The sequence below is a fragment of the Arthrobacter sp. 10N43 genome, from assembly GCF_056394525.1.
In genome coordinates this window covers 532,451-547,623 of record NZ_JBFTIA010000001.1, presented here as the reverse complement: position 1 = coordinate 547,623, position 15,173 = coordinate 532,451, and the positions used below count along the sequence as shown (strand labels likewise).

Genomic DNA, 15,173 nt, shown 5'->3' with positions numbered 1-15,173 from the left:
GCTTTGTAGACTGCAGCATGGACATTGTGAAATACGTGACGCCGCTGCTGGGCAGCTGGCAGGGAAAAAACCGCCTCCGGATCATGCCCACGGACGACTACAAGGATTCGGCGGCCACGGCCACCGTCGAGGTGACCGCGGCGCACTTCGTGAGCGTCGCCTACACCTGGTCAGACGGCGCGAGCCCCCAGGAGGGTCTGCTGCTCCTGGCCGGTGGTGCGTCCGACGAGGACCCGGCCACCGCCGTGTGGGTGGACTCCTGGCACACCGGCAAGGCACTGATGCAGTTCTCCGGGACCGTGGACGGGGACGGATTCCTCCGGCTCAACGGCTCCTACGCGGCGCCCAGCGGCCCGGATTGGGGCTGGCAGATCCACATCCACCCGGGCGAGACCGCACGCATCACCATGCACAACATCGTCCCAGGTGAAGACCCCTATCAAGTGGTGGACCTGGCACTCGACCGGTAGGGTACCGGCATGGACATTATCCTCGTACCCGGATTCTGGTTGGACGCCTCATCGTGGGAGGACGTCACCCCGCCGCTCACCGCGGCCGGGCACAAGGTCTACTCGCTGACCCTGCCCGGCCTGGAGTCGGTCGATGCGCCCCGCGCAGGCATCGGCCTGCGCACGCACATCGACGCCGTCGTGGCGAAGATCGACTCCTTCGACGCGCCGGTGGTCCTGGTGGGCCACTCCGGCGGCGGCGCCATCATCCACGGCGCCGTCGATGCCCGCCCGGACCGGGTGGCCCGCGCAATCTACGTGGACAGCGGCCCGCTGGGCGAGGGCGGGGTCATCAACGATGAACTCCCGGCCGACGGCGATGACGTGCCGCTGCCGCCGTGGGAGCTCTTCGAGGACGCGGACCTCACCGACCTGACCGACGAGCTGCGCGCGATGTTCCGCGCCCGCGCCATCCCGCAGCCCCGAGGCGTGGCCCAGGACCGGCAGCAGCTCAAGGATGAACGCCGGTTCGAGGTCCCGGCCACCGTCATCGCCTGCGAATTCCCGTCCTCGATGCTCACGGAAATGATCGCCGGGGGCCACCCGTTCGTGGCGGAGCTCGCGCGGGTCCGCGACGTCGACTACGTGGACCTGCCCACCGGCCACTGGCCGCAGTTCACCAAGCCGGCCGAGCTCGCCGCCGCCATCCTGGCCGCCGTCGACCGCACTGCGGGGAGCTAGCCGGCCGCGTCACTGCTGCGCTAGTGAAATTTCTGAGCCGGGAAATTTTTGAACCGGTGAAATTTCTGGGCTGGGAAATATTCTGAATTAGGAAATTTTCAGGCCACGAAGTCAGTGGCCGAACGGGTCCGGATCCACGCCCGGCATCCAGGTCAGGCCGGGAACACCCCAGCCGCTGCGCTTGGCCTGCTTCATGGCCTTGCGCGAATAGCGGTCGATCAGCCGGTTGACGTAGAGCTTGCCGTCGAGGTGGTCGTACTCGTGCTGGATGACCCGGGCGAACCAGCCGGTCGCCTCGAATTCCACCGGATTTCCGTCGCCGTCGAAGCCCTGGACCCTCGCCCATTCGGCCCGCTTGAGCGGGTACTGGCCGCCCGGGAAGGACAGGCAGCCCTCCTCTTCCTCGTCGGGGTCCGGCAAAGCGCCGGAGACCTTGGACAGGGTCAGGACGGGGTTGACGACCACGCCGGTGGGCGGGGCGCCGTCGTCGTTTTCGTACTTGTACACGAAGAGCCGCTTGCCGACCCCCACCTGGGGTGCGGCGAGCCCGACGCCGTTGGCGGCGTCATTGGTCTCGAACATGTCGGCGATCAGGGTGCGGAGCTCGTCGTCGAATACTTCGACTTCCGCGGCCCGGCGGTGCAATACGGGCTCGCCCCAGATCGTGATGGGCAGGACGGTCATGTCAGGAAATTTCCTCAGGCTGTTGGAGTCGCGGCAGCTCAGCCGGCGATGGTGCGGCCGACGACGTCGCGCATGATTTCGTTGGTGCCGCCGAAAATCGTCAGCAGCCGGGCGGCCAGGAAGGCCTGTGCCACCGGGTACTCGAGGATGTAGCCGTAGCCGCCGTGCAGCTGCAGGCAGCGGTCCGTGACGGACTTGGCGCGCTCGGAAGCCCACAGCTTGGCGCGGGCAGCGCCGGCGGCGTCGAGCTCCCCGGCGTTGAAGGCCAGGATGGCCTGGTCCACGTACGCTTCGGTGACCTCGACCTCGGTGAGGATGTCGGCCAGCTGGAAGCGGCTGTTCTGGAAATCGATGATCCGCTCGCCGAACGCGTTGCGGTCCTTCGTGTAGCGGACGGTCTCCTCGTACATGGCGCGCACGACGGCGGAGCTCGCCACGGCGATCGCCAGGCGGCCCTGGGGGAGCTGCTCGGCGGCGTACTGCAGGCCCTTGCCTTCCTCGCCCACGAGATCGGCATGCGGGACGCGGACATTGTCGAAGAACAGTTCGGCGGTGTCGGAGGCTTTCAGGCCCATCTTGTCCAGCTGCTTGCCGGTGTTGTAGCCCTCGCCCTTCTCGACCATGAACAGCGAGAACGAGTCGTGGTTCCCGCGTCCGGTGCCGCCGTCGGTGCGGGCCAGGACCAGCGACGCGTCGCCGGAGATGCCGTTGCCGATGAACGTTTTCTGGCCGCTGATCAGCCAGTCGTCGCCGTCGCGCACGGCTTTGGTGCGGATGCCGCGCAGGTCCGAGCCGGCACCCGGTTCGGTCCAGGCGATCGAGGTGACCTTCTCGCCGGAGACCATGCCCGGCAGCCAGCGGGACTTCAGGTCATCGGAGCCGTAAGCCAGCAGGTGGGGGAGGACCATGTCGTCGTGCAGGTGGAACGCCAGGCCCACGGCGAGGTGGTTGCTCTTGGCGAATTCTTCGTCGAGCACTGCGCGGAAGCGGTAATCGGACATCCCCATGCCGCCGAAATCTTCCGGCACGGCGAGGCCCAGCAGGCCCTGTTCGCCGGCCGTGGACCACAGGTCCCGGGACATCATGTGGTCCTCGTCCCACTTGGCGTAGTGAGGGGCAACCGCGCGGACGTTGAACTCGGCGGCCATCTCACGGAACATCTCGTGGTCTTCTTCAAAGAGCTTGCGCTTCACTGCGTTTCCTTCCAACGACAGATCCCGGGACGACTGCACGGACAAAAAAACAAAAAACCAGAAAACACCGTACAGACAACAAAGGCCGCACCGGATATCCGGTGCGGCCTTTGGAAAAGGTCGGACAATCACTGCCGTCCTTCATGAGGGTGAGCGACGGGGGTTGAACCCGCGACCTCCTGGACCACAACCAGGCGCTCTGCCAACTGAGCTACGCCCACCATGTGCCGTATCAGGCCCTCCGGCGAACCGGCTGGCTGGAAAGGCAACGACAAATAGCTTACCTGTTGTTCGGGGGTGCTTTTGCCACTTTTGCGGTTTTCACCAAAATTTCGTCAAAAAGTGGTGCAGATTACTTTCCGGCAGGCTCGTTTTTCGAAGGATCGGCTTCGTCGCCGCCCATGACGCGCTTGGCGATCCGCTGCGCCGTGGCGCTGTCCGGGCCCGGTGCGGGGACGAAGACGGCCTCGCGGTAGTACCGGAGTTCGTCGATCGAGTCCTTGATGTCGCCGAGGGCACGGTGCCCGCCCATTTTGGCGGGGGACTGGAAGTAGGCCCGGGCAAACCACCGGCGGGAGAGCTCCTTGATGGTGCTTACGTCGATGACCCGGTAATGCAGGTGCTCCACAACGTCGGGCATGTCGCGTACGAGGAACACGCGGTCGGTGCCCACGGAGTTGCCGCCGAGCGGAGCTTTCTTCGGGTCCGGCACCCACTTTTTGATGTACTCGAGAACGGCGGCCTGTGCCTCAGCCATGGTCTTGCCGTGCGGCAACTCCGCCAGGAGGCCGGACCGGGTGTGCATGTCGCGGACAAAGTCGTTCATCTGGGCCAGCGCGGCGTCGTCGGGCTTGATGACGACGTCGACGCCGTCACCGAGAATGTTGAGCTCCGAATCGGTCACCAGGGCGGCCACCTCGATGAGGGCGTCATTCTTGGTGTCCAGGCCGGTCATTTCGCAGTCGATCCAGACGATGCGTTCGTTAGTAATAGGCACCCGCCCAGCCTACCGTTCCGACGCCGCAGAGCCGTCCGGTGCTAGGATTTCGGATACGCGGCCGTCGAATTAATTCGTCAACTCATTTCGTGAACGCGGCGCCCCGGGCCGGACAATGCGGCTGGCTGTGGGCGGAAACATGGCCCACAACAGATTGGACGATCCTGACATGACGGCGCCTGTGCCAGCGGCGGGGGAAACGGCAGTCGGTACGTCCCTCACGTCCCCGTCCCGCCCCTCGGAATCCGGCCAGCCTGGGTTCGCCCGGCGTGGGCTGGGCTCGCTTGTGCCGCGCCCGGCACGGGACGATTCTGCTGGCGACGTCGACAACCCGCGGTCCCCGATCCTTGCCGGGTTCCTGGGATCGCTGTTCATGACGATCGGCTCGATCGGGGTCGGCTGGCTCGCCCCCGCGTCAGAGCTCCGCCGCGTTCCGCTGTTCATCTGGATGCGCACCGAGGCGTTTGGTGTCGCCCTGTCCATTGTCCTGCTGGCCTTTGGCGGCATGCTGCTGGTCCGCGCCTGGCTGCGGCTCGGCCAGCGCGTCCGGGTCTGGGGAGATGGCGCCCGGAAGGCCACGCTCCAGGCGACGGTGGCCTGGGGCCTGCCCCTGATGTTCTCAGTGCCGCTGTTCAGCCGTGACGTCTACGCGTACATCGGCCAGGGCCGGCTCATGGTGGAGGGCTTCAACCCCTACGAAAACGGCATCTCGGCGCTGTCCAACTACTTCCAGCTCGGCGCCGACCGGATGTGGACCGAAGCCCCGGTCCCCTACGGGCAGCTGTTCCTGTGGATCGAACAGTTCGTCGTCTGGGCCACCAACGTCCACCCCGAGGGCAGCATCATGCTGTTCCGGATGGCCGCGCTGGTGGGCGTGGTCCTGTGCGTGATCTACGTGCCAAAACTGGCCGAACTGCACGGCGTGAACCCCAACCGGGCCCTGTGGCTGACGGCAGCGAATCCGCTGTTCCTCACCAACTTCATCGCCAGCGTCCACAACGACTCCCTCATGATCGGCCTTGCCCTGGCCGGTCTCTATTACTGCGCCACGCGTCGGGTCATCCTCGGCATCGTGCTGGTCACGCTGTCCATCTCGGTCAAGCCGATCACGGTGGTCTTCCTGCCCTTCATCGGCCTGCTCTGGGCGGGCAAGGGCGCCAGCTGGCCGCGCAAGGTCCTCTTCTGGGCGCTTACGGCAGGGCTCAGCCTGGCCCTGTTGTACGCCATGAGCCGGGTCAATGGCTTCGGCTTTGGCTGGATCAACGGGCTGTCCGCCCCGGGCAGCATCTGGATCTGGTACGCGCCCGTCGGCCTGGTGGGCCTGATGGTAGCCTCCATCTCCAACGCGTTCGGCCTCGACGGCTGGGGGCTGGCCAAATGGGCTTTCGACGCCGGCAAGCTGCTCGCCGTCGGGATCGTCGCCTGGCAGATCTTCCGCGGTGACTACGACCGCCTGATGCGCCGCCTCACCCTGGCGTTCGCCGCCGTCGTGCTGCTGTCCCCGATGATCCAGTCCTGGTACATCGTCTGGCTCATCCCGCTCTTTGCCGTCACGGGCATCCGCGACGACTGGCAGGTCAAGGCGCTGTACTTCATCGTGTCCTTCTTCATGGTGTACGCGATCTCGGACCAGCTCGATGTCTTCCCGTACCTGCAGACCGCGGACCTTGGCCTGGCGCTGGCTCTGGCCCGCAACGCCGCGGCCATCATCGCCCTGCTGTTTGCCCTGTACCTGATCTTCCTGGACCCGAAGACCAAGCAGCTCTTCAGCAAGTCGGACGAGCCGGTCACGACGCGGCCCATCATCTAGCGCTGATTCTGGCTAGGCGGGCAGGTTCCTGAGCGCTTCCGTGCGCGACAACGGGCTGAGGTCCACCCAGTGCTGCTGCACGAACGCCCGCACCCAGTCCGGATCCGTCCTGGCGTACTGGCGCAGGGCCCACCCAATCGCCTTCCTGATGAAGAACTCAGGATCCTTGAGGTTGGCCTCGATCACGGCGGCCAGGAGGGCCGTGTCAGTGGCTGATTTGGCCCCCAATTGAGCGGTGATGGCGGCCCGCCGGACCCAGAAGTCCTGGTCCCTGCTCCAGCGCCCCAGTACCGGCGTCAGCTCTGCCCGGTGGGCCAGCAAGAGCGCGCCCAGCCGGTGCGCCACCCCGTCCACAAGGTCCCACCAGGCCCCGGTGCGGATGATTTCCTCGTAGACGGCGAGCATGCTGAGCTCCCCGGCGGCGAGCTTGAGCCCGGTGAGGTCGATCGCGGCGTAGCGCTCCTCACGGCAGACGGCGTTCCGCCACAGCGCGAGCACGGTTGACTGCAGTTCCGCCAGGCCGCCCGGAGGGTGCGCCGCGGCCACGGTTTTGACGATCCTGCGGACCTCGGGCACCCGCACGCCCAGGGACGGCATCTGCGATTTCATGTAGGCCTGCGCCCCCGCGGCGCGGCTTGGGTCAGCCGCAGCCTGCAGTTGGCGGCGGATCGCGTCAATCAGTTCCGTGGTGACTTCAGTGGTGGCCATGAGGCCACTGTAGACATCCTGCGGCGGGCTCTAGAGTTGATGCCAGCAAGCCGCGGCTCCGCGTCGGAAGGAAAACCATGTCCATGATCAAGAGTCCCGAAGAGATTGCACTGATGCGGGAGGCGGGCCGGGTGGTGGCCAATACGCTCGCGCGGGTCCGGGAGGCCGCCGTCGTCGGCGTCTCGCTCAAGGAGCTCGACGAGGTCGCCGCGGCGTCAATCGCCGACGCCGGTGCCACGCCGGCGTTCCTGAACTACCGGCCGCGCTGGGCGTCCGTCCCGTTTCCCGGGGTCATTTGCACGTCCGTCAACGACGCCGTCGTGCACGGCATCCCTAACGGGTACCGGCTGCAGGACGGGGACCTCCTGAGCGTGGACTGCGGCGCGTTCCTGGCGGGCTGGTGCGGCGATGCGGCCATCAGCTTCATCGTGGGGACGGTCGACCCGGTGGACCAGGCCCTCATCGACGCCACGGACGCTGCCCTGGCGCGGGGGATCGAGGCAGCAAGGATCGGGAACAAGATGGGAGACCTCGCCTACGCGATCGGTGGAGCGGCGCGCCGGGCAGGCTATGGGCTGCTCGCCGATCACGGCGGCCACGGGATCGGCCGGACCATGCACGCCGAGCCGCCCGTGCCCAACGACGGGCGTCCCGGCCGGGGCATCAAACTCACCGAGGGCCTGGTCATCGCCATCGAGCCGATGCTGATTCTGGGGCGCAAGGACGACTACTACCATGACGAGGACGAGTGGACCCTCCGCTCGGCGAACGGCCGCCGCGCCGCGCACAGCGAGCACACCGTGGCCATCACGGCTGACGGGCCCGTGATCCTGACACTGCCCTAGGTCGTGGCTTAGGACTCGGCTTCAGCGACCGAGGGCGGTGCCGTGAGGCGGACGACGGCGCGTCCCGGCACCGCGTCGCTGACCACCGTGAAGCCGGCGGCCACGAAGAGCTCCAACGTCCCGTGATAAAGGTCAGCCGGGCCCGCCTTGGGCCGCTGCGCGGGGTCCACCGGGTAGCCCTCCACCACCGTGGCGCCGTGGGCGAAGGCGTGTTCGACGGCGGCTGCCAGAAGGGCGCCGGCCACGCCGGTTCGGCGATGGCCGGGGGCCACGACGAAACAACTGACCGACCACGGATGGTCAGCTGCCGGGGTTTCAGACGCCGCGGCGTCCGGCGCCGTTTTTGCGGCGGCCAGCACCTTCGAGCGCAGGATCCTCGGATAGCACTCACGCGGCTCCACGGCACACCACCCCACGGGCGCCCCTTCGCGGAAGGCCAGCACGCCGGGAGCCGGCCGGCCGCCGTCGAACTTGTCCCGCAACTGGGCCTTACGCTGGTCCGGGGTGGTCGCGGACCACTCGCTGCCGGTCACCGCGAAGAACTGGCACCAGCAGCGTGACGGTTCGCCGCGGACGCCAAAGAGGCGTTCGACGTCGGGCCAGTCCGCGGCCGCGGTGGTGATGGCTGCCTGGCCCCCGGATTCTGCTGTGCTCATGGAAAGAGGGTAGCGCCTGCCGTTTAGCGCGTGCGCGTCCCCGGGCTGGCCTGTCGCCGGACACGATGTGCGGCGAGCCTCAGCTGAATGATGCGGGCGGCTCCGGCGATCGCGACAAGCACGCCGCCGCCGACTGCCGCGATGAACAAGGCAATGCCGAGCGGGACGGAGCCTTCGAGGCCAAAGAACTTCACCTGCACATATTCCTGGTTCTGCAGGATGAAGGCGATGAGCACGATCAGCACCACCAGCGCGCTGGCAACCGCTGCCCAGACCATTCCCGCTCGGGTGGCCTGGCGCGTCTCCGGGGCCGGGGCTGCGGGTGGCTGGCGAGTTTCCGGGGCCGGTGCTGCGGGAACCTCTGCACGGGAGGTGCCAACTTCGGAGGTCCCTGGCCCGGACGCGGCGTCAGCGGTCCCCGTGTACTGTGCGGTTGGGGCATCGTCGGGAGTGTCGGGGTCGAATCTGCGAGGTGTCTCGGTCATGGCGGCCGTGCCTTTCGATTGCGGACAGGGCGCACAGGCTTTCCCTGACGGCCTGCCTGTCAACTCAATACTAAGCCTGCTGATGGCTGCCGGGGTGTCCGGGCAGCTGGGCGGGGTCCGGGCCAACCGCGCATACCGGTGACATTGCGTGCGCAGCCCCGGGGAGCGCTGTTGGCACCGGCCCGGGCACGGTATAACGTCACAGCCAAGGGAAAGCCTTGAAGAGGAGGCGCGGCCGTGACCATTATTGACAACGCCGTTTACGTGGACGGTCGCCGGACCGCGGACCCGGAAGACCTCGAGGAGACGTATTTCCTCCTGCGGCAGCGCCAGGGCATGGCTTGGATCGGGCTCTACCGACCGGACCCCGATGAGTTGCGTTCGGTGGCAGAGGAATTCGACCTGAGCCACCTTGCCGTCGAGGACGCGCTCGCCGGCCACCAACGCGCAAAGCTGGAACACTACGGCGAGACGTTGTTCCTGGTGCTGCGGCCCGCCCGATACCTGGACGACGTGGAGAAGGTCGAGTTCGGCGAGATCCACGTGTTCGCCGGCCCGGATTTCGTGGTGACTGTCCGCCGGGCCGAGTCGCCCGACCTCGCCCGCGTACGCCGGCGCATGGAGTCCGAGCCGGAATTCCTGGCGCTGGGACCGGACGCGGTGCTGTACGCGATTCTGGACCAGGTGGTGGACGAGTACGAGCCGGTTGCCGCGGGGCTGGAAAACGACATCGATGAGATCGAAGATGACTTGTTCGCCGCCGATCCCGGGGTATCGCGACGGATCTATGAGCTCTCCCGCCAGGTCATTACGTTCCAGCGGGCGACGGCCCCCCTGGCCGGAATCCTGCAGACCCTCATGGGCAGCGGACCGGACGGGGTGCCGGACCCCGAACTGCAGGACCATTTCCGCGACGTACTGGACCACGCCATCAGGCTGGGGGAGCGGGTGGCTGCCTTCCGGGCACTCCTGCAAAACGCGCTGGCCGTCAACGCGGCCCTCGTGGCCCAGCGGCAGAACGACGAAATGCGCCTCCTGACGGAGTCCAGCTTCGCCCAGAACGAGCAGGTCAAACGGATCTCGTCGTGGGCGGCCATCCTGTTCGCACCGACACTGATCGCGTCGATCTACGGCATGAACTTCCACGACATGCCCGAACTCAACTGGATTTTCGGTTACCCGATGGCACTGGCGCTCATGATCGGCATGGGCGGGATCCTGTACCTGACGTTCAAACACAACAAGTGGATCTGACGTTCTGGTTGGAATGGAAGCGGCTCGCGGCCGCCGTCAGGGCAGGACAGCAGGAGGTGTGAACGGTTCCAGCGTTCGGCGACGGCGTCGACGTCGACGCCGCGGTTGGTGCAGACTCGTACGGTGGAAACTATCGGCAACATATCGGAAGGAATCCGTAAGAGTAAGAATCCGTCCATCCCTGGGCTGGTCGCAGGAATCTTCATGCTCATCTGGGCGGCGATCTTCCTCACATGGATGCCGGTCGACCCGCTGCGGCTCGTTACTGGCATCGTGCTTGTTCCCATTGGGGTGTGGCTGATCGCCGTGTACATCACGGCCCGGCGCCGACCGCGGCGAGCGACAACGGCTGTGCCGCCTGGCGTGTAGCAGTCAGCAACTTCAGGACGGCCCTCGCGGATGAGCCCGCGGGGGCCTTCTGTGTTCGTCCGGCCGATGTGCGGGTGCGGGCATCTCGGATGGTGACGGTTTGCGAGTGGCGCTCCGGCCCCGTATGTCACCCCTGTACGGCGCGATGACGATGTCGCGCTTTCAGTTGCTGGCCGACGATGCACCGGATATCGACATGCGGAACCTGAGTCCGGTGGTAAGCGGCGGATTCGCGCCGCGCCAGTAAAACAAAAGCGGCTCTGACCTTACATGTGCAGGTCAGAGCCGCTGCTCTTGTGCCCCAGGAGGGAATCGAACCCCCGACCGGCGGATTAGAAGGCCGCTGCTCTATCCCCTGAGCTACTGGGGCACGCTGGTGCCCACCGGCTGCTGCCGGGGACGCCTCAAAAAGTTTACAGTGCCGGACGGCCGGTGGGGGTCAATGTGGCCGGTGGCCTGTCCTGCAGCCAGGACCACTCCCCAACAAAGGCCCCGGCGCTGCCGCCGGACGTGGGTTTTCCACATGGCACAGTTCGCCCCTGCCTGCCCGCGGGCCCCGGCGGGATGCTGGAACTGCCCGGCTGGGCACGACAATTCGAGACAGGACATGAGAATGAGTGACAACATTACGGTCCGTGGCTTCGTCGCCTCGGAGATCAGAAGTGCGACCACCCCCGGCGGCGTGGCCACGGCGAACTTCCGGCTCGGCGCCACGGAGCGACGCTACGACCGCGGATCCAGCACCTGGGTGGATGGCAACACCAACTGGTTCACCGTCCAGGGCTACCGCCAGCTGGCGGGCAACATCGGCTGCAGCATCAAGAAGGGACAGCGGGTCATTGTGGTGGGCAGGCTGAAGATGCGCAGCTGGGAGAAGGACGGCAGGGTCTACCACGACGCCGAAATTAATGCGGAGTCAGTCGGCCACGACCTCATGTGGGGCTCTGCCAACTTCACCCGCTCCGCCGCCGCCGGAAGCCAGACGGCCGCCGTGCCCGGCGCCCCGGGCGCCGCCGGCAGCAGTGACGGCGGCCAACACGCAGGCGCCGGAGAACAAGGGGACAGCGCCGGGGACGGTGCCGAGCAGGAGGCGACGTACATCGATGACGCGAGCGGTGAGGAGGATGAGGAGGTGGACCAGGAGACCGGCGAACTGAAAGGGGCCGCGGCCTGATTCCCGGGCCGGAGGCTACCGGACTCAGCGTGCTGCCGGGCCGGCCTCCGTGGCTGCCTCGTGGGCGTCCGGAAACTGAGCCGAACAGTTCCGGCCGGGCAGTGCCGCGGGGGCAGCCCGGGACCCTGAGGCAAGGGCAGGGGCGGCCCGCAGGGCCAGGGCGGCGGCAAGGGCTCCGGCAGCAGGCCCGTCAACAGCCGCGTCGGGCGCCGACGGAATGTGAGTTATCCCGGCCGAACCACTAGATTTGTAGGCATGGCGGAATTTATCTACACAATGACCAAGGCCCGTAAGGCTGTCGGCGAAAAACTCATCCTCGATGACGTGAGCATGTCCTTCTTCCCGGGGGCCAAGATTGGCGTTGTCGGCCCGAATGGTGCCGGTAAGTCCACCATTCTCAAGATCATGGCAGGCTTGGACACTCCCTCCAACGGTGAGGCCCGGCTCAGCCCCGGCTACACGGTAGGCATCCTGCTGCAGGAGCCGCCGCTGAACGAAGACAAGACCGTCCTGGGCAACGTCCAGGAAGGCGTCGGCGAAATCTACGGCAAGATCCAGCGCTTCAACGAGATCTCCGAGGAAATGGCCAGCCCCGACGCTGACTACGATGCCCTCCTCGAGGAAATGGGACAGCTGCAGGAAGCGATCGACGCGGCCGATGCCTGGGACATCGATTCCCAGCTGGAACAGGCCATGGACGCCCTGCGCTGCCCGCCGGCCGATGCCGACGTCACGCTCCTCTCCGGTGGTGAGCGCCGCCGCGTCGCCCTGTGCAAGCTCCTGCTGCAGAAGCCGGACCTGCTGCTGCTCGACGAGCCCACCAACCACCTCGACGCCGAGAGTGTGCTGTGGCTCGAACAGCACCTCTCCAGCTACGCCGGCGCCGTCCTGGCCGTCACCCACGACCGCTACTTCCTGGACCACGTGGCCGAGTGGATCGCCGAAGTTGACCGCGGGCACCTCTACCCGTACGAGGGCAACTACTCCACGTACCTGGAGAAGAAGCGCGCCCGCCTGGAAGTCCAGGGCAAGAAGGATGCCAAGCAGGCCAAGCGCCTCACCGAAGAACTCGAGTGGGTCCGCTCCAACGCCAAGGGACGCCAGACCAAGTCCAAGGCCCGTCTGGCCCGCTACGAGGAAATGGCCGCCGAGGCGGACCGCACCCGCAAGCTCGACTTCGAAGAGATCCAGATCCCGCCGGGACCGCGCCTCGGCGGACTCGTGCTGGAAGCCAAGGAGCTCCAGAAGGGCTTCGATGACCGTACGCTGATCGACGGGCTGTCCTTCAGCCTGCCCCGCAACGGCATCGTCGGCGTCATCGGCCCCAACGGCGTCGGCAAGTCCACGCTGTTCAAGACCATCGTGGGCCTGGAACCGCTGGACGGCGGCGAACTGAAGATCGGCGATTCCGTCAAGATCTCCTACGCCGACCAGAGCCGCGGCGGCATCGACCCGAACAAGACGCTGTGGGAAGTCGTGTCCGACGGGCTGGATTACATCCAGGTCGGCCACGTCGAAATGCCGTCCCGCGCCTATGTGGCCGCCTTCGGCTTCAAGGGCCCGGACCAGCAGAAGAAGGCCGGGGTGCTCTCCGGCGGTGAGCGCAACCGCCTCAACCTTGCCCTGACCCTCAAGCAGGGCGGCAACCTGCTGCTCCTCGACGAACCGACTAACGACCTCGACGTCGAAACCCTCAGTAGCCTCGAGAACGCACTGCTGGAATTCCCGGGCTGCGCCGTCGTCGTCTCGCACGACCGCTGGTTCCTGGACCGGGTGGCCACCCACATCCTCGCCTACGAAGGCGACGAGGAGAACCCGTCCAAGTGGTACTGGTTCGAGGGCAACTTCGAGTCCTACGAGGAGAACAAGGTGGAGCGCCTGGGCCCGGACGCGGCCAAGCCGCACCGCGTCACGCACCGCCGCCTCACCCGCGACTAAGCCCGCCAGGCTTACAGCGCCGCTGGCACACAAAAAGCCGGTTCCCCGGGGGGAGCCGGCTTTTTGCGTGCCGCGGGACTTTGTGCCGGGCAGGGCGACTGGCGCGGCGTCCGGCAGGGGCGGGAGTCCTAGCTGCGCTCGGCCCTGCGCATCTGGTGCTGCAGCACTCTGGACTGACGGCGGACTAGATGTACTACTAGACGGCGGCCTGGACGGCGCCGTTCACCGTGTTCTTCAGATCGTCCGGGACGCGGACCATGCCTTCCTGCGCCACCGTGGCCACGTGCAGGCCGTCCCGGCTGAAGATCTTGCCGGTCGCCAGTCCCCGCGCGCCCTGGGCACTGGGGGACTCCTGGACGTACAGGAGCCATTCGTCCACCCGGACCGGCCGGTGCCACCACATGGCGTGGTCCAGGCTGGCCACGGACATCCCGGGTGTAATCCAGCTCATCCCGTGCTTGCGGAGGATGGATTCGAGCAGGGTGTAATCGCTCGCGTAGGCCAGGGCGGCCCGGTGCACGCCGGCGTCGTCGGGCATCGGCCCGAACGTCTTCATCCAGACGGCGTTGCGCGCCTCCTTGGGCCCCTTCGCCGAGACGTACAGCGCCGGGTCGACGTGGCGGATATCGAAGGGCCGTTCAAACGCCCAGTGCCGCGCCACGGGGTGATCGAACTTGCCCAGCAGGTCGGCAGTGCTGGGCAGAGATTCCGGGTCCGGGATCCCGGTGGGCATTTCGGACTGGTGCTCGATCCCCTCGTCCTCGGCCTGGAAGGACGCAATCATCGACAGGATGGGCATGCCCTCCTGATAGGCGTGGACCCGGCGGGCCGAGAAGGACCGGCCATCACGCAACCGCTGCACCCCGAAGGTGATCGGCTTGTTGGCGTCACCGGGCCGCAGGAAGTAGCCGTGCATGGAGTGCACACTGCGGTCCGGATCGACGGTGCGGCTGCCGGCGATCAGGGACTGCGCCAGCACCTGGCCGCCGAAGACGCGGTGCCTGGGCTGTTGCTGGGAGGGCCCCATGAAGATGTCCTCGTCCGTCCGCGCGCCCTCGAGCTCGCCGAGGTTGAGCAGTTGGATGAGCGAGGAGGTGGGGTCCTGGGTCGGGAGCCCCAGCAGTCCGGCTTCGGCTTCAGTCATGGTCTGACTCTAGACGGCAGCGCGCGCCGCTCCAAAGAAGCGCAGCCGGTAGAGTCGGTAGTGTGTCTGATGTCCTAACCCAGCCCCTGCAGTTCACCGATCCCCGCGACCTCGCCGACCTGCGCACCTTCGCCACGCGCGCCAGATCCATAGACGACGGCGCCATCCGGCTCCAGGCCGCGGGCCCGGTCCTGGCCGCCTACGTCTGCGTCCTGCGGCCCCGGCTCCTCGGCGAATCCACCCCCACCATCCTGGGACTGCGGACCATGGCGCTGGCACAGCCGGCGGACACTGACGTGACGGTGCCGCTGTCCGCCGTGCTGGACCGTCTGGCCCGGGCGGGGGAGCACGACGTCGAGCTCCCCGTTCCGCCGGTGACCGTCAGCGAGTCGTGGGCCGGGATCGGGGCGCCGCGGACCGGCTGGGAACTGCTTGGCACCCTCCAGGACCCCGTCCTGAGGGACGCTGCCGAGGCCGGCATCAGGGAAATCGCCGCGATCATCCCGGACAAGCCGGGTGCACTGATCGTCAACAACGCCCGCGCGAGCGTCTGGGGCCGGGAACTGCCCGACGCCGGCGGCCTGCCGGCGGGTGCCGCTTTCGCCGCGCTGACCCTGGGCTTCCTGGCCGAGGGCGAACAAAAGCTCTTCCGCGCCGGGCGCTGGTTCCGCCTCAGCGGCACCCGCGGACACGTGCTGGTCCGGACCGGCACCGGGCTGTAGGCAG

General features: G+C 67.0%; 16 protein-coding genes and 2 tRNA genes. 9 read left to right on the top strand and 9 right to left on the bottom strand.

The window, feature by feature from the left end; genetic code table 11:
• Window positions 1-17: 17 nt before the first annotated feature.
• Window positions 18-470 carry a DUF1579 family protein gene (locus tag AC1DDO_RS02460; protein WP_476971350.1) on the top strand — a complete coding sequence of 151 codons (453 nt, stop codon included), beginning with the start codon at window positions 18-20 and terminating at the stop codon, window positions 468-470.
• 9 nt (window positions 471-479) lie between these two features.
• The gene (locus AC1DDO_RS02455) at window positions 480-1,190 is read left to right on the top strand and encodes an alpha/beta fold hydrolase (protein WP_476971349.1); all 711 of its coding nucleotides are present in this window, start codon (window positions 480-482) and stop codon (window positions 1,188-1,190) included.
• A gap of 111 nt (window positions 1,191-1,301) precedes the next feature.
• Here the strand turns inward: AC1DDO_RS02455 and def are convergent, their stop codons facing one another.
• From def to orn, 4 genes are all read right to left on the bottom strand, one after another.
• Window positions 1,302-1,874 carry a peptide deformylase gene (gene def, locus AC1DDO_RS02450; protein WP_476868325.1) on the bottom strand — a complete coding sequence of 191 codons (573 nt, stop codon included), beginning with the start codon at window positions 1,872-1,874 and terminating at the stop codon, window positions 1,302-1,304.
• 38 nt (window positions 1,875-1,912) lie between these two features.
• Window positions 1,913-3,067, bottom strand: a complete 1,155-nt coding sequence (locus AC1DDO_RS02445; RefSeq protein ID WP_476971348.1) for an acyl-CoA dehydrogenase family protein — start codon at window positions 3,065-3,067, stop codon at window positions 1,913-1,915.
• 148 nt (window positions 3,068-3,215) lie between these two features.
• Window positions 3,216-3,288, bottom strand: a tRNA-His gene (locus tag AC1DDO_RS02440).
• 131 nt (window positions 3,289-3,419) lie between these two features.
• Window positions 3,420-4,064, bottom strand: coding sequence for an oligoribonuclease (gene orn / locus AC1DDO_RS02435; RefSeq protein WP_476971347.1), 645 nt, complete (start codon window positions 4,062-4,064; stop codon window positions 3,420-3,422).
• A 169-nt stretch (window positions 4,065-4,233) separates the two neighbouring features.
• Here orn and mptB point away from each other — a divergent pair, with 169 nt between their 5' ends.
• Entirely contained in the window at window positions 4,234-5,874 is a 1,641-nt protein-coding gene (gene mptB / locus AC1DDO_RS02430; protein ID WP_476971346.1) for a polyprenol phosphomannose-dependent alpha 1,6 mannosyltransferase MptB, read from the top strand.
• Between the two features lie 12 nt (window positions 5,875-5,886).
• Here mptB and AC1DDO_RS02425 read toward each other — a convergent pair whose 3' ends face one another.
• Complete coding sequence (locus tag AC1DDO_RS02425; protein WP_476971345.1) at window positions 5,887-6,582, bottom strand: DNA alkylation repair protein; 696 nt, start codon at window positions 6,580-6,582, stop codon at window positions 5,887-5,889.
• A 77-nt stretch (window positions 6,583-6,659) separates the two neighbouring features.
• Here AC1DDO_RS02425 and map point away from each other — a divergent pair, with 77 nt between their 5' ends.
• Complete coding sequence (gene map, locus AC1DDO_RS02420; RefSeq protein ID WP_476971344.1) at window positions 6,660-7,427, top strand: type I methionyl aminopeptidase; 768 nt, start codon at window positions 6,660-6,662, stop codon at window positions 7,425-7,427.
• 8 nt (window positions 7,428-7,435) lie between these two features.
• Here the strand turns inward: map and AC1DDO_RS02415 are convergent, their stop codons facing one another.
• Together AC1DDO_RS02415 and AC1DDO_RS02410 are read right to left on the bottom strand one after the other, a co-directional pair.
• Window positions 7,436-8,083 (bottom strand): GNAT family N-acetyltransferase, encoded by a 648-nt coding sequence (locus AC1DDO_RS02415; RefSeq protein ID WP_476971343.1) that lies wholly within the window; start codon window positions 8,081-8,083, stop codon window positions 7,436-7,438.
• Window positions 8,084-8,106: 23 nt separating this feature from the next.
• Window positions 8,107-8,568: a LapA family protein gene (locus AC1DDO_RS02410; protein WP_476971342.1), complete on the bottom strand. Its 462-nt coding sequence runs from the start codon at window positions 8,566-8,568 to the stop codon at window positions 8,107-8,109.
• A 237-nt stretch (window positions 8,569-8,805) separates the two neighbouring features.
• On the opposite strand from AC1DDO_RS02410, the gene AC1DDO_RS02405 reads away from it, so the two are divergent.
• On the top strand, window positions 8,806-9,822 hold the full coding sequence (locus AC1DDO_RS02405) for a magnesium and cobalt transport protein CorA (protein WP_441408731.1): 1,017 nt from the start codon (window positions 8,806-8,808) through the stop codon (window positions 9,820-9,822).
• A 123-nt stretch (window positions 9,823-9,945) separates the two neighbouring features.
• Entirely contained in the window at window positions 9,946-10,191 is a 246-nt protein-coding gene (locus AC1DDO_RS02400) for a hypothetical protein (protein WP_476870123.1), read from the top strand.
• Between the two features lie 297 nt (window positions 10,192-10,488).
• On the opposite strand, the gene AC1DDO_RS02395 is transcribed toward AC1DDO_RS02400, so the two are convergent.
• Window positions 10,489-10,561, bottom strand: a tRNA-Arg gene (locus AC1DDO_RS02395).
• Window positions 10,562-10,804: 243 nt separating this feature from the next.
• On the opposite strand from AC1DDO_RS02395, the gene ssb reads away from it, so the two are divergent.
• Both ssb and ettA read left to right on the top strand, forming a co-directional pair.
• Window positions 10,805-11,365 carry a single-stranded DNA-binding protein gene (ssb, locus tag AC1DDO_RS02390; protein WP_476971341.1) on the top strand — a complete coding sequence of 187 codons (561 nt, stop codon included), beginning with the start codon at window positions 10,805-10,807 and terminating at the stop codon, window positions 11,363-11,365.
• Between the two features lie 255 nt (window positions 11,366-11,620).
• Window positions 11,621-13,303, top strand: a complete 1,683-nt coding sequence (gene ettA / locus AC1DDO_RS02385) for an energy-dependent translational throttle protein EttA (RefSeq protein WP_441408733.1) — start codon at window positions 11,621-11,623, stop codon at window positions 13,301-13,303.
• A gap of 196 nt (window positions 13,304-13,499) precedes the next feature.
• Here the strand turns inward: ettA and AC1DDO_RS02380 are convergent, their stop codons facing one another.
• Complete coding sequence (locus AC1DDO_RS02380; protein ID WP_476971340.1) at window positions 13,500-14,447, bottom strand: acyl-CoA thioesterase; 948 nt, start codon at window positions 14,445-14,447, stop codon at window positions 13,500-13,502.
• 62 nt (window positions 14,448-14,509) lie between these two features.
• Here AC1DDO_RS02380 and AC1DDO_RS02375 point away from each other — a divergent pair, with 62 nt between their 5' ends.
• Window positions 14,510-15,169: a DUF8185 domain-containing protein gene (locus AC1DDO_RS02375; protein WP_476971339.1), complete on the top strand. Its 660-nt coding sequence runs from the start codon at window positions 14,510-14,512 to the stop codon at window positions 15,167-15,169.
• Window positions 15,170-15,173 lie beyond the last annotated feature (4 nt).

Bases quoted from the DNA above. Each gene is read 5' to 3' on its own strand.
- AC1DDO_RS02455 (WP_476971349.1), top strand. From the start codon at position 480: ATGGACATTATCCTCGTACCCGGATTCTGGTTGGACGCCTCATCGTGG.
- def (WP_476868325.1), bottom strand. From the start codon at position 1,874: ATGACCGTCCTGCCCATCACGATCTGGGGCGAGCCCGTATTGCACCGC.
- AC1DDO_RS02415 (WP_476971343.1), bottom strand. From the start codon at position 8,083: ATGAGCACAGCAGAATCCGGGGGCCAGGCAGCCATCACCACCGCGGCC.
- AC1DDO_RS02425 (WP_476971345.1), bottom strand. From the start codon at position 6,582: ATGGCCACCACTGAAGTCACCACGGAACTGATTGACGCGATCCGCCGC.
- mptB (WP_476971346.1), top strand. From the start codon at position 4,234: ATGACGGCGCCTGTGCCAGCGGCGGGGGAAACGGCAGTCGGTACGTCC.
- ettA (WP_441408733.1), top strand. From the start codon at position 11,621: ATGGCGGAATTTATCTACACAATGACCAAGGCCCGTAAGGCTGTCGGC.
- map (WP_476971344.1), top strand. From the start codon at position 6,660: ATGTCCATGATCAAGAGTCCCGAAGAGATTGCACTGATGCGGGAGGCG.
- AC1DDO_RS02410 (WP_476971342.1), bottom strand. From the start codon at position 8,568: ATGACCGAGACACCTCGCAGATTCGACCCCGACACTCCCGACGATGCC.
- AC1DDO_RS02460 (WP_476971350.1), top strand. From the start codon at position 18: ATGGACATTGTGAAATACGTGACGCCGCTGCTGGGCAGCTGGCAGGGA.
- ssb (WP_476971341.1), top strand. From the start codon at position 10,805: ATGAGTGACAACATTACGGTCCGTGGCTTCGTCGCCTCGGAGATCAGA.
- AC1DDO_RS02380 (WP_476971340.1), bottom strand. From the start codon at position 14,447: ATGACTGAAGCCGAAGCCGGACTGCTGGGGCTCCCGACCCAGGACCCC.